This window comes from Lentzea flaviverrucosa, assembly GCF_003350445.1.
Classification (GTDB): Bacteria; Actinomycetota; Actinomycetes; order Mycobacteriales; family Pseudonocardiaceae; genus Lentzea; species Lentzea californiensis.
Genome location: NZ_QQAU01000006.1, coordinates 466,417 through 478,956, shown reverse-complemented (window position 1 = coordinate 478,956; position 12,540 = coordinate 466,417). Strand labels below are relative to the sequence as shown.

The following is a 12,540-nucleotide window of genomic DNA, read 5'->3' as shown; positions in this document are numbered from 1 at the left end:
CGGTGGAGAAGCTGCGGGAGGCAGCGGGCCGTCCCGTCGAGGTCGTCGACGCCGAGGACGGCCTGCGTCCCGCGTTGAACGTGTGCCGCGCCCACTCCGCCGTGATCGTCAGGCTCGCCGAGGGCATCGGCCCCGCCGAGATCGGTGCCGGCCTCGCGGGCTGGCGCCGCACGCTGACGGTGCAGGACGGCGACGAGCTGGTCCCCGTCGACCCGCGCGACGCGGTGACGCGCCGCTGGACCGCCCCGGATGCCGTGTTGTGCCTGGCGGACAACGAGTTCCTCCGCTCGAACGACGGCTGGGCGCTCCCGGACGACGCCTTCGCGAGCCGCACCCACGTGCTCGGCGCCGAGGTGCGCGCGTTCGTGCTGGCCCGTCTCGCCCCGCGCCCCGGCGTGCTGGTGTGGGACGTGCTCGCGGGTTCCGGCGCGGTCGGCGTGGAGTGCGCCCGGCTCGGTGCCGCGGTGATCGCGGTCGAGCCGGACCCCGTGCAGTGCGTGCGGATCATCGCGAACGCCTCCGCGCACGGCGTCGACGTCCGCGTCGAGGAGTCCGAGCTGGACGCGCCTTCGTTGCCGCGGCCGGACGCGGTGTTCGTCGGCCGGGGCGAGCTGAGCGCGGTCAAGGCCTCGGCGGCGGTATCGGCTCGCCGAGTCGTGGTGGCGACGGAGAGGGTCGACGAGATCGTGCCCGCGCGGGACGCGTTGCAGGCCGCCGGGTACGAGGTGGAGGGCGTGCACTGGACCGCCTCGCGCCTGCTGGACTCGGGATTCGCTCCGGCGGTCCCGGTGACCTTGTTGTGGGGAAACAAGAAGTGATCGGAGTGTTCGCCGGTCCGGCGCAGCGCGGTGACGCCGCTGACCTGGCCGGGCTTCTCGGTGCCGACGCCGTCGTCCCCGACGGCCCGGTCAAACCCGCCGTCCGCAGCCTCTGGCCCCGCCTGGGCGCCGTCGTGCTGTTCCTGGACGCGGGGTCCGCGGTCAGGCTGGTCGCGCCCCTGTTGCGGGACAGGCGATCCGACCCCGCCGTGGTGTGCGTGGACGAGCACTTCGTCGTCGCGCTGGCCGGGGACGCGGACGTGTTCACCCGTCACGTCGCCGACGTGCTGAACCGCACGGCCGTGGTGACGACCGGTCCGCTGGTCGACTCGATGCTGGACGAGCTGGTCGAGCAGCTCGACGCCACCGCCGTCGGTGACGTCGAGGGCTGCACCGCCGCCATCGAGGCGGGCGAGAAGGTCGTGTTGCGCAACCCGCTGAACTTCCCGCTGCCCGCGTTGCCGCCCAACGTCGTGGCGGGTGGTGAGGACGCGACGTGGGTGATCGTCGTCGACGACCGCGCCGCCGCGGCGAAGGACCACGTGTTGCGGATCGTGCCGCGCACGCTCGTCGTCGGAGTGGGGTCGACGCGCGGTGCGTCGGCCACGAGCGTGGGCGCCGCGCTGTCCGAGTTGGACGTTCAGGGCGGCCTGGACCTGCGTGCCATCAAGGCGTTCGCGACAGCGGACGCCAAGGCGGACGAACCCGGCATCGTGGACGCGGTGGAGGACTGGGGTTTCTGGCACGGCGACACCGCCGAGCTGCTGACGTTCCCGACCGGTGAGCTCGCCGAGATCGGGGTGCCGAACCCGAGCTCGGTCGTGCGCAACTCGATGGGCACCGCGAGCGTCGCGGAGGCAGCCGCGTTGCGTGGTGCGCGCAGCGTCGGGCACGGCGGCCAGATCGAGCTGGCGGCCGAGAAGTTCAAGCGGGACAACGTGACCGTGGCCGCGGCACGGGTGCTGCCGCGCGGCCGGCTCGCGCTGGTCGGGCTCGGTCCGGGTCCAGCCGAGCAGCGCACGCCCCGTGCGGAGGCGGAGATCCGGCGCGCGGCGTTCGTGATCGGGTCGCCCGAGGCGATCGACTCCGTGCGCCCGCTTCTGCGCTCGGGCACCGAAGTCGGTCACGAGGGAGCGTTCGACCTGGCCGCTCGGGGTGCCGCGGTCGCGTTCGTCGCATTCGGAACCGGACCAACGCTGGACATTCCGGTCGAAGCCGACGTAATTGTTGTTCCCGGAGTCTGGGAACACTGATGTTTTTCCTTCTTTCGTAGGGTCTGCACCGAAGTCTTCTTGATTAGCGTCGCCATGCACACGGCCCACCCTGCTCGGGCCCGAAAGCACTGGAGACCGGCATGAGAGCCCGTCGTCTCGTCGCTGTCGCCTGCACCGCCGGCGTCGCACTGTCCCTGCTGACGATCACCGCCCAGGCCGCCGCGCCCAAGGAAGGCCTGCGGCTGCTGACCGTCCGCGACTCGCTGACCGCCACGCACACCTGGTACGAACAGATCTACGACGGAAAACCGGTGCTGGGCGCGTACTACGCCGAACACGTGGACAAGGCGACCGGCGCGAAGACCGTGGACGACGGCCGGCTGGCGGTCGGTTCCGTCGACGTCACGCCCGCGGTGTCCGCCGAGGACGCCAGGACGAAGTCCGCCGGTGCTCCCGAAAGTGCGAACCTGAAGGTGCTGCCCGGCACCGGACTCGTCTACGAGGTGATCTCCGACAACGGCAGGGGGTCCGAGCGCACGCTGGTGCACGCCGAGTCCGGCGCCGTCGTGAAGACCGAGAGCCTGGTCAAGCACGCCGACGGCACCGGCAAGGTGTTCAGCCCGAACCCCGTGTCGTCGCAGCAGAACCAGAACCTCGTGGACGGCGACGACGCCGACTCGGCCGTGCCCGCCGCCGCGTACAGGTCCGTCACGCTGTCCCACCTGGACGGATCCGGCTACCTCAAAGGCAACTACGCCCAGCTGACCGGCTCGAAGAGCAAGCTCGCGTACAACAAGAGCAACAAGTTCGAGTACACGCGCGCCAACGACCTCTTCGAGCAGGTCAACGCCTACTGGGGCGTGACGGAGTCGCAGAAGTACATCCAGGGCCTCGGGTTCAAGGACGTCAACAACGAGTCGCAGAAGATCACCACGATCGGCCTGAAAGAGGACAACTCGTTCTACGACCCGAACAAGGACCAGATCACGTTCGGCACGGGCGGGGTGGACGACGCCGAGGACGTCGAGGTGGTGTGGCACGAGCTCGGCCACGCCATCCAGGACGCCCAGGTGCCCGGCTTCGGCTCCACCGTCGAGGGCGGCTCGATCGGTGAGGGCTTCGGCGACTGGTGGGCGTTGATCATGTCCTCCGCGGACGCCAAGGACACGGCCACCGTCCCGTTGGCGTGCATCATGGACTGGGACGCCACGGCCTACACGACCGAGACGCCGCACTGCCTGCGTCGCACCGACACCGACGTGAAGTACGCCGACCGCAAGGGCGAGGTGCACTTCGACGGTCAGATCTGGTCGCGGGCGTTGTGGGACTTGTACAAGAAGTTCGGTCGCGACAAGTCGGCGAAGATCGTGCTGGAGGCGCAGTTCTCCTACTCGCCCTCGACCGACTTCGCGAAGGCCGCCACCGCGACCGTGGAGACCGCCAGGAAACTTTACGGTGACACGGACGCAGCAATCGTCCGATCTGCTTTCGACGCCCGCGGAATCGAAAAGAAGTAAGTCAAAAGTCAAACTGCCCTAAACAGACAAGTGGCGGTTGTGCTGCTGAATCTCCGCCCGTGACGCTGTGTGTGCTGTCGCTGTACACCCTGCACACACAGTGTCATCGGGAAGGACTGGCAACATGGCGAAAACCCTGCATCGCCTGATCGTGTCCGTCGTGGTGTCCGCTCTCGCGAGCATCTTCTTCAGCGCCCCCGCGGCCAACGCGGAGGACGTGTCGCCGATGATCGTCGGCGGTACGCGAGCGAGCACCTCGACCTATCCGTGGGTGGTCTACCTGGCCTCGACCTCCGGTTCGCAGTTCTGCGGAGGCACGCTGGTGAAGGCCAACAAGGTCGTCACCGCCGCACACTGCGTGAAGGGCCGTACCGCCGCCAGCACGCGCGTCGTGCACGGCCGTGACGACAAGCAGAGCACCGCGGGCACGGTCGCGAGCGTGACCAAGATCTGGGTGCACCCGAGCTACACCACCGCGACCGCGGGCTACGACGTCGCGGTGCTGACGCTGGACCGCAGCATCAACTCGGCGACCCTGCCGCTGGCCACGCCGCAGGACACCGCGCTCTACGCGGCCGGCAACTCGGCGCTGATCCTCGGCTGGGGCACCACCTCCTCCGGTGGTTCCGCCTCGCGCTACCTGCTCAAGGCCAACGTGCCGCTGACCTCCGACTCGACCTGCAAGACCGCGTACTCGCAGTACAGCAACACCTCCATGGTGTGCGCGGGCTTCCCGCAGGGCGGCACCGACACCTGCCAGGGCGACTCCGGTGGCCCGCTGGTGTACGGCGGCAAGCTCATCGGTGACACCTCGTGGGGCCGCGGCTGCGCCGGCGCCGGCTACCCCGGCGTGTACGGCCGGATCGCCTCGTACTACTCGGTGATCACCGCTCAGCTCTGAGCCTGTCTGTTGCAGGGTGCGTGCTCCGGCGCGCACCCTGCACGCATGGCTGATCTGGAAGCTGTGCCCGAAGACTGGTCGAGCGCTCTGGTCGTCGTCGCTCATCCCGATGACATGGAGTACGGCGGTGCGGGCGCCATCGCGCGTTGGACCGCCCAAGGCAAGAACATCAAGTACCTGCTCGCGTGCCGTGGAGAGAACGGCATCGACTCGATGGAACCGGCTGCCTGCGCGCCGTTGCGGGTCGAGGAGCAGATCGCCTCCTGTGCGGCCGTCGGCGTCACCGAGGTCGAGTTCCTCGACCACCCGGACGGCACCATCGAGTACGGCATCCCGTTGCGGCGTGACATCGCGGCCGCCATCCGCCGCCACCGGCCGGAGTTCGTGATCACCGGCAACTACCGCGAGACCTGGCCCGGCGGCGGCCTGAACATGGCGGACCACATCGCCGTCGGACGCGCTGCCGTCGACGCGGTCAGGGACGCGGGCAACCGGTGGATCTTCCCGGAGCTCGGACTGGAGAAGTGGGAAGGCGTGAAGTACGTGGCGGCGGCATCCTCGCCGTTGGCGACGCACGCCGTGGACATCACTGACTCGTTCGACGCTTCCGTGGCCTCTCTACGGGCGCACAAGGCGTACCTGGAGGCGTTGAGCGGCGACATGGCCGACCCGGAGCCGTTCCTCCGTTCGATGGCAGAAGCGGTGGGGGAGCGCTTCGGAGGGGTGCTGGCCACCTCTTTCGAGCTGCTGTCCGTGTGACCATGTTCCCTTCGGCTGGACACGGCGTGTCCCGTGTGGATGCTTCTACGCATGCCCTTTGAACAGCACTACCTGGCCGGCCTCGACCTCCGGGGCCGGCGCGTCCTCGTGGTCGGCGGAGGCACGGTCGCGCAGCGCCGTCTACCTCGCCTGATCGCGTCCGGCGCCGTCGTCGAGCTCGTGTCGCCGTCCGTCACCCCCGCCGTGCAGGGCATGGTAGACGCGGGAGAGCTGACGTGGCACGAGAGGCGTTACGAGGCCGGTGACGTCGAGGGCGCGTGGTACGTGGTGGCGTGCACGTCCGACATCGAGGTGAACACGCAGATCGGCGAAGAAGCGCTCTCGCAGCGTGTGTTCTGCGTGCGCGCGGACATCGCCGTCGAAGGCACGGCCGTCACCCCGGCCACCGGCATGCACGACGGCATGTTGATCGGTGTGCTGGCGGGTGGCGAGCACCGCCGGTCAGCCTCGGTGCGCGACGGGCTCGTGGCGGCGTTGCGCGACGGCCGCATCGCGGACCAGACCGCGCCGCCCGTCGGTGTGGCCCTGGTCGGCGGCGGCCCCGGCGACCCCGAGCTGATCACCGTCCAGGGCAAGCGTTTGCTGGCACACGCTGACGTGGTCGTCGCGGACCGCCTGGCCCCGCGAGAGTTGCTGGAGGAACTGCCCGCGCACGTCGAGGTCGTGGACGCGGCGAAGATTCCCTACGGCCGTGCGGCGACGCAGGAGTTCATCAACCAGACGCTGATCGACCGCGCCAAGAAGGGCAAGTTCGTCGTCCGGCTCAAGGGCGGCGACCCGTACGTCTTCGGGCGCGGTTTCGAGGAACTGCTGGCGTGCGCGGAAGCCGGGATCCCGGTGACCGTGGTGCCGGGCGTGACGTCGGCGTTCGGTGTGCCGGCATTGGCCGGTGTGCCGGTGACGCACCGAGGAGTGGCGCACGAGGTCGTGGTCGTCTCCGGTCACGTCGCGCCGGACGACCCGCGCTCTCTCGTTGACTGGTCCGCGATCGCACGCCTTCGTGGCACCGTCGTGCTGATGATGGCGGTCGAACGGGCCGGTGCGTTCGCTACGGCGTTGATGGAAGGCCGTCCCGGTTCAACGCCCGTCGCCGTGATCCAGGAGGGCAGCACGGCGGCTCAGCGCGTGTACCGGTCCACTTTGGACACCCTGGGCGCGGACGTGAAGGCCTGGGAGGTTCGCCCGCCGGCGATCATCGTGGTGGGCCCGGTCGCGGGCATCGCTCCCGTGAACAGTTAGTTTCTCCGCAAATGCCGCGCAGCCGGTGGGCTCTGCATTCACGCCGCCCGAGTCCACCGGTTCCGCGAAGCGGACATTCAGGGCCGCGGCCGGGAAATGGCGTTCTCCGCGGCAGGCACCCGCACGTACGCGCGCAGTGACTTCAGGCTGAGGAGCCCGACCGCGGTGCGAAGTGCCACCGCGACGTACCAGGGCGCGAGCAGCCCGAAGTAGTCCGCGACAAGTCCGCCCAGCAGCGCGCCGACCGGCTGAACACCCCAGGTGATCAGCGTCTGCGCGCTGCTGACGCGGCCAAGCAGTTCGGCCGGCACCACACGCTGCCGGAAACTCGACGTGGCCACACCCCACACCGCCGTGCAGAACGAACTCACCACCGCGAACGCCGCGACCGTGACGAGGTCGTGGGCCGCAGTCGCGATTCCCAGCCACATCAACGGAATCAGCACCACCGTGACCGTGACCGTGCTCCGGTACCTGGCGAGCAACCGCTCAGCGAGCAGCCCGCCCGCAACACCCCCACACGCGAGCGTGGCCAGGAAGACGCCGAACCCCGCACCGGTGAGTCCGAGCCGTTGCTGCGCGAACAACACCAGCGTCGCCATCGTCATCGCGATGCACAGGTTCGTGGTGGCCGACACGACTGTGATGGTCCTCAGCGCCTTGTGCCTCCCCAGCCACAGCAGGCCTTCCCTGACCTTGGGCCTGGCCGTCGGCACCTTGCGTTCGGTACGCATCCTGCTGACCAGCAACGCCGCAACGGCGAACGTCAGCGCGTTGACCCAGAACGGCGCAGGCACAGCAATCGTGAACAGCAGCCCGCCCAACGGCGGCCCCACGAATTGCAACGCCACAGCCTGCGACGCGAACAACCTGCCGTTCGCACGCTCCAGCAGATGGTTCTCCACAGTGGCCTTGATGAGCGGCTGCCCCACGGCCCGCGGCACGTTCTCGGCCGTGCCGATCAGAAAGGCCATGCCGTACAGAACCGCGATGGGCGCGCTGTGAAACGCCGCAAGCACCGCCATGAGCGAACACTGCACCCACAACGCCACCAGCAGAAGCCGCCTGCCGTCGTACCGGTCGGCCGCCGCGCCGGCCGGAAGCGCGGCCAGCAGCCACGGCAGTGCGCCGAAGAAGCTCACGCCGGCGATCAGCTTCGGATCCTGGGTGATGGTGGTGGCGAGCAACGGCAGCGCCGCCAGGAAGATCCCGTCCCCCAACGCCGAGATGGCGCTGCCGCTCCACAGCAGGTACCAGTTCCGCCCCATGGGGCACCTTAAGCGCCACGACCAAAACGAACCGAAGCCGAGGCCCCGCCCTCCCAGGGGGCTGACCACCAACCTCCACCCAAACCTAGCGACGATTCGCGCGTGTCAACCCACCGCTCACCGATCTGTGGACAACTCGGCCCCGCGCACGCCAAGGGCGCCTCGTCGAGGCAGGAAGAGGGCGTCGCCGTCGGTCGAGGCAGCTGCCGCCGAGAAGGCAGGAAGCGACGTTCGCTGTCGGTCAAAGGCAACTGCCGCCGAGGAGGCACAGTCGCCGCTCTGCGGTGGGTGGCTCGGCCTGACCACGGCGAAGGCGGTCTCCGCGACGCGGGAGGCGGTCATCGCCGTCCAAGGTGGCCCGTCGCGGAGGCGTCACTCGCCTACGACCCCGCACACGGCAAAGGCCGCCTCCCCAAGGGGAAGCGGCCTCCACCGTCGATCAGGTCAAGCTCAGTGCTGGGGCGCTGCCCGGCGCGGACGACCCGCGCCACGCTCGGTCCGCCCGAACGCGCGACCACCCTCGGTGCGCTCCGAACGGCGCGGTCCACCGCGGAACTCGCCACCCTCGGTGCGACGGCCGGAGCCACCGCGGTACTCACCGCGAGCGGCGCCGGCGGCGGCCGGGGCACCGAAGCGGCGGCCGGAGCCACCGGTGCGGCGGGCCGGCTTCTCGCGTTCGATGATCGGCTCGCCGGACGGCGTGCGGGCGCCGGTGATGCGCGCCAGGTCGTCGTCGCCGGGGCGCACCTTCGTGCTCTCCGGACGGATGCCCGCGCGTGCGGCCATGCCCTGGACTGCGCGGCGCTGGTCGTGCGTGACCAGCGTGACGACCGTGCCGGACTGACCTGCGCGGGCCGTGCGGCCGGCGCGGTGCAGGTAGTCCTTCGGGTCGGCCGGCGGGTCGACGTGGACGACCAGCGAGACGTCATCGACGTGGATGCCGCGAGCGGCGACGTCGGTGGCGATCAGGACCGGCATGGTGCCCTCGCGGAACTCGCCGAGCACGCGGGTGCGCGCGCTCTGCGCCTTGCCGCCGTGCAGCGCTCCGGCGTTGACGCCCATCGAACGCAGCTTCTTGGCCAGGCGGTCGACGTGGTGCTTGGTGCGCACGAACATGATCGTGCGGCCCTCGCGCGCGGCCACCTCGTTCACCACGTTCTGCTTGTCCTCAGCGGACACGAGCAGCAGGTGGTGCTCCATCGTCGTGACGCTCGCGGTGGCCGGGGCCACCGAGTGCGTCACCGGGGAGTGCAGGTACTGGCGGACCAGCTTGTCCACGTCGCCGTCGAGCGTCGCGGAGAACAGCAGGCGCTGCCCGTCCTGCGGGGTCAGGTCGAGGATCGCCCGGACCTGGGGCATGAAGCCCATGTCGGCCATCTGGTCGGCCTCGTCCAGCGCGGTGATCTCGACGGAGCCGAGGTCGCACGTGCCCTGGCGGACGTGGTCGGACAGGCGGCCCGGCGTCGCGATCAGCAGGTCGACGCCGCGGCGCAGGTGTTCGATCTGGCGCGGGAACGACGTGCCGCCGACGATGACGCGGCACCACAGGCCCAGCGAGCGGGCGTGCGGCGTGAGCGCCGTCTCCACCTGCATCGCGAGCTCGCGGGTCGGGACGAGGATCAGGCCGCGCGGCTTGTTCGGCTGGGAGCGGCCCTTCGCGAGGCGGGTCAGCATCGCGAGACCGAACGCCAGCGTCTTGCCGGAGCCGGTCTGACCACGGCCGAGGATGTCGCGGCCGGCCATGGCGTCGGGAAGGGTGGCCGCCTGGATCGGGAACGGCTCGGTGATTTCGTTGGCGACGAGCGACTTGATCAACGCGTCGGCAAGGCCGAGTTCAGCGAACGAGGGCAACGGGCCTTCCGGCAACGTGCTCTCGAACGGCTCGGCGACGATCGGTTCCTCGACCCGCTGCTGCGGACGCGAGGAATTGCCCTGGCGACCCGAGCGGCGCCGCGGTGACCTGCGGCTTTGCCCATGCTCGGAACGACCTTCGGACATTGATGGCAAAACAAACCTCCGGGACATGGCACGTCTCGAGGCTGCCCCGCGCGCTACCGCGGCGCCGATCACAAGGACGGGCCCGGCGTGATGGTCACGCCGCTGATGAGTGGGTGGAAACACCGGTCAACGGCCGTCAGGCCTTCATCGGTGTACAGCACAGTCTAGCTGATCAATGGCGATGCCTCGCGCGCCCGGCAGTGTCGTTGGACACGGCCGGGCGCGCGACGGTGGGTCAACCCATGCCCGCGACCTCCAGCAGCGTCGCCACCAGCGCGGACGGGTCGCCGATCTCCGGCGGCAGGCCGCGCGAGGCGAACCAGCCGCAGATGTTGCGGACGTCGCGGTCGAGGAACTCCACGCCGCGGGGGTTCGCGACGAGGTCGACCACCTGCGGCAGGTCGATCACGACCAGCCTGCCGTCGTGCACCATCAGGTTGTACGCCGAGAGGTCGCCGTGCGTGATGCCCGCCTCGGCGAGCGTCATCAGCGTCGCGACCAGCTGGCGCCACAGGTCGAGCAGCTCGTCCTCGTCGGGACGGACCTGCGCGAGCCTCGGTGCCGCGTTGCCCTCGGCGTCCCCGATGAACTCCAGCAGCAGCTCGGTGCCGCTGCGCTGCACCGGATACGGCACCGGGGCGCCGATCTGCCACAGCCTGGAGAGCGCGGCGAACTCCGCGACCGTCCACTGTTCCGCGATCAGGTTGCGCCCGAACGCGGTGCGGTTCGCGATCGCCCGCGTCTCACGGGACTTCTTCATGCGACGACCCTCGAGGTACCCCGCGTCGCGGTGGAACATCCGGTGGTCGTTGCTGCGGTAGCGCTTGGCGGCGAGCAGGCACGACCTGTCGCCCATCGCGCGTTCCAGCAGGAAGACGTCCGCCTCCTTACCGGTCTTCACGATGCCCAGCTCGCGGTCGACCGCGGCCAGTTCCGTGATGAGCCAGTCCGGGTGCGGTGTCGGGCCCTGGTCTGCGTCGCCCCACGTGGACCAGCGGTCGCCGTCCTCGGGGGTGTCCGCCGAACTGAGCTGGTCCTCGCGCACTCGTGCGACGCGCAGCTTCTCTTCTTCGGTCATGCGGCCGCGGCGCGTGGGTTCCGCGTCGTCGGCCCTGCGGTTGGTGCGCTTTCCCTTGCGCCGCATGGTGTCGTCGGCGCCTTCGAAAGCAGATTCGTAACGTTCGAAAAGATCGTGCTCGCGCACGGTGGGGTCTCCTACGAGATGAAGGTGACCGCCCCACTGGCGCTCTGCGATCAAACGGTGCTGATCAGGCGCGAAGGGCGGCTGGACGGGTCGCGAGTGCGGTGCCGCGCCCAAAGACAGGCTCTGACATTTCGCACCTCCTCGTTCCAGCTCCGTTGTCACGCTTCGGGGAGAAGCTTGGCGCGCGCGTTCCAAGCGCGCAACCGAATTAACCGGTGATCAGGTCCGCGGTCCTCGCACCGGTCGGCACCATCGTGAGCCCGGCCTTCCGCGCGAGCTTGACCAGGCCTTTCAGGTCCGCCGGCTCCGCGCTGGACTTCGCGATGGCCCGCGCGAGCAGGCCCTTGTGCGCCTTGTTGAAGTGGCTGACGACCTTGCCCTCGCTCGTGACCACCCGGACGACGACGGCGTGCGGGATCCGCGCGAGGCTCGAGTACGCGCCGGAACGCAGGTCGACGACGAACTCGTCGGCCTCCTCGAACACCGGCTCCAGCGCGGGCTTCCACACCGTGCGCAGGCTGCCGTGGGACGGCAGCGTGGTGCCGCCGGACAACCGGTACGCCGGCACCGGGTCACCACCGCGGACCGCTCCGAACAGCGCCGAAGCGACCGCGAGCCGCTCGTAGGCGCGTTCTTTCTCGGCCTTCTTCAGCGACGGGAAGTCCAGGTTGTCGTAGAGCACGCCGGTGTAGCGCAGCAACGCGGGCGTGGTCTCCGACGTGCGCAGCGACGCGTTGCGGTGCACCTCGTCGACCTGGCGTTCGGAGATGTCGAGCGCCTTGAGACTCGCCGGGACGTCCTTCGCGAGATCTGCCAGGGCGGACACCAGCTTGTCGCGCACCGGGTTGAGCTCGGGGAACGACAGCGCGTCGAGGTCGAGCGGCGCGCCCTCGCCGCCGATCGCCTTGGTCTCCGACGGGGGAAGCAGCACCAGCACGGGTCAAAGGGTAGGGCAGCGACCGAAAACCGCTGGACCTGCGGGGTCTTCCGCGCGGCACGGACGCGTTCGGCCGTCTGCGCCGCGTCGCGCGGCGCCTTGGCCGATCCCTGGGGGCGTGTCCCGTAAGTCTCGTCCGCGATGGTCGCGGTCGAGTGCCCCGGAGGCGGCACCGCCGCCCGGTATGAGGGCGTCGCGGCGGCGCCGCCTCCGGGTCTCTCGACCGTGACTCTCATCGAACGGGCTTACGGGACACGCCCTAGGTGTATTTGGCCACGACGTTGGTGGCGGTGGATGGGGTGTTGACGTGGGGAGAGCCTCCGGCTGGGGTGTGGTTTGTCTAGGACCCACGCCAGCCGGAGGCTCTCGTGTCCCACCGTAACGCCCGGACCACGTTCTTGAGCAGAGTGCTGATCGTTCAGCGGCATCAGGCAGGGTGGCCTCGAGCGCATATCGCGGCCGCGATGGGGATCTCGCGCAAGTGTGTGCGGACCTGGCTGGGCCGGTATGCCGCCGAGTGGGCCTACCGGCACGCCTTCACCAGCAACACCGACCGCACCGCCGCCCTTGCACCCTGGATCGAGCACTACAACACCCAACGCCGCCACAGCGCACTCGGCGGCCACCTACCCATCACCCGACTGGCACCAACCTGATGGCCAGA

The 12,540-nt window shown here is 69.7% G+C and carries 10 protein-coding genes and 2 pseudogenes; 8 read left to right on the top strand and 4 right to left on the bottom strand.

The features are described from left to right. The first annotated feature begins 2 nt into the window (after positions 1-2). The 6 genes from DFR72_RS22035 to cobA all read left to right on the top strand — a co-directional run bounded on the left by DFR72_RS22035 (position 3) and on the right by cobA (position 6,469). Positions 3-818 (top strand): hypothetical protein, encoded by an 816-nt coding sequence (locus tag DFR72_RS22035; protein WP_143087020.1) that lies wholly within the window; start codon positions 3-5, stop codon positions 816-818. Next, on the top strand, positions 815-2,071 hold the full coding sequence (locus tag DFR72_RS22030; protein WP_090074257.1) for a cobalamin biosynthesis protein: 1,257 nt from the start codon (positions 815-817) through the stop codon (positions 2,069-2,071). Before DFR72_RS22035 ends, DFR72_RS22030 begins: the two co-directional genes overlap by 4 nt. 101 nt (positions 2,072-2,172) lie before the next feature. Further along, the gene (locus tag DFR72_RS22025) at positions 2,173-3,549 is read left to right on the top strand and encodes a M4 family metallopeptidase (RefSeq protein WP_090074260.1); all 1,377 of its coding nucleotides are present in this window, start codon (positions 2,173-2,175) and stop codon (positions 3,547-3,549) included. 124 nt (positions 3,550-3,673) lie between these two features. Further along, positions 3,674-4,450 (top strand): S1 family peptidase, encoded by a 777-nt coding sequence (locus DFR72_RS22020; protein ID WP_090074262.1) that lies wholly within the window; start codon positions 3,674-3,676, stop codon positions 4,448-4,450. A gap of 45 nt (positions 4,451-4,495) precedes the next feature. Continuing rightward, the gene (locus DFR72_RS22015) at positions 4,496-5,209 is read left to right on the top strand and encodes a PIG-L deacetylase family protein (RefSeq protein ID WP_090074265.1); all 714 of its coding nucleotides are present in this window, start codon (positions 4,496-4,498) and stop codon (positions 5,207-5,209) included. Positions 5,210-5,260: 51 nt separating this feature from the next. Further along, a complete protein-coding gene (gene cobA, locus DFR72_RS22010; protein WP_090074268.1) occupies positions 5,261-6,469 on the top strand; it encodes a uroporphyrinogen-III C-methyltransferase in 1,209 nt (402 codons plus the stop codon). 77 nt (positions 6,470-6,546) lie between these two features. Here the strand turns inward: cobA and DFR72_RS22005 are convergent, their stop codons facing one another. From DFR72_RS22005 to yaaA, 4 genes are all read right to left on the bottom strand, one after another. Beyond that, positions 6,547-7,737, bottom strand: coding sequence for an MFS transporter (locus DFR72_RS22005; RefSeq protein ID WP_090074270.1), 1,191 nt, complete (start codon positions 7,735-7,737; stop codon positions 6,547-6,549). A gap of 450 nt (positions 7,738-8,187) precedes the next feature. Then, positions 8,188-9,735, bottom strand: coding sequence for a DEAD/DEAH box helicase (locus DFR72_RS22000; RefSeq protein WP_090074272.1), 1,548 nt, complete (start codon positions 9,733-9,735; stop codon positions 8,188-8,190). Positions 9,736-9,970: 235 nt separating this feature from the next. Next, the gene (locus DFR72_RS21995) at positions 9,971-10,939 is read right to left on the bottom strand and encodes a serine protein kinase RIO (RefSeq protein ID WP_425459909.1); all 969 of its coding nucleotides are present in this window, start codon (positions 10,937-10,939) and stop codon (positions 9,971-9,973) included. A 208-nt stretch (positions 10,940-11,147) separates the two neighbouring features. Then, a complete protein-coding gene (gene yaaA, locus DFR72_RS21990) occupies positions 11,148-11,876 on the bottom strand; it encodes a peroxide stress protein YaaA (RefSeq protein WP_090074275.1) in 729 nt (242 codons plus the stop codon). A gap of 368 nt (positions 11,877-12,244) precedes the next feature. Here yaaA and DFR72_RS47935 point away from each other — a divergent pair. After that, positions 12,245-12,379, top strand: a pseudogene (locus DFR72_RS47935) (helix-turn-helix domain-containing protein); the annotation flags it as partial. A 6-nt stretch (positions 12,380-12,385) separates the two neighbouring features. Continuing rightward, positions 12,386-12,532: pseudogene (locus DFR72_RS47930) on the top strand (integrase core domain-containing protein); the annotation flags it as partial. Between the last annotated feature and the right edge of the window lie 8 nt (positions 12,533-12,540).

What these genes read in the sequence shown, in the direction of transcription:
- DFR72_RS22025 (WP_090074260.1), top strand. Translation starts at nt 2,173, where the DNA reads ATGAGAGCCCGTCGTCTCGTCGCTGTCGCCTGCACCGCCGGCGTCGCA.
- DFR72_RS22020 (WP_090074262.1), top strand. Translation starts at nt 3,674, where the DNA reads ATGGCGAAAACCCTGCATCGCCTGATCGTGTCCGTCGTGGTGTCCGCT.
- DFR72_RS22015 (WP_090074265.1), top strand. Translation starts at nt 4,496, where the DNA reads ATGGCTGATCTGGAAGCTGTGCCCGAAGACTGGTCGAGCGCTCTGGTC.
- cobA (WP_090074268.1), top strand. Translation starts at nt 5,261, where the DNA reads ATGCCCTTTGAACAGCACTACCTGGCCGGCCTCGACCTCCGGGGCCGG.
- DFR72_RS22005 (WP_090074270.1), bottom strand. Translation starts at nt 7,737, where the DNA reads ATGGGGCGGAACTGGTACCTGCTGTGGAGCGGCAGCGCCATCTCGGCG.
- DFR72_RS22000 (WP_090074272.1), bottom strand. Translation starts at nt 9,735, where the DNA reads ATGTCCGAAGGTCGTTCCGAGCATGGGCAAAGCCGCAGGTCACCGCGG.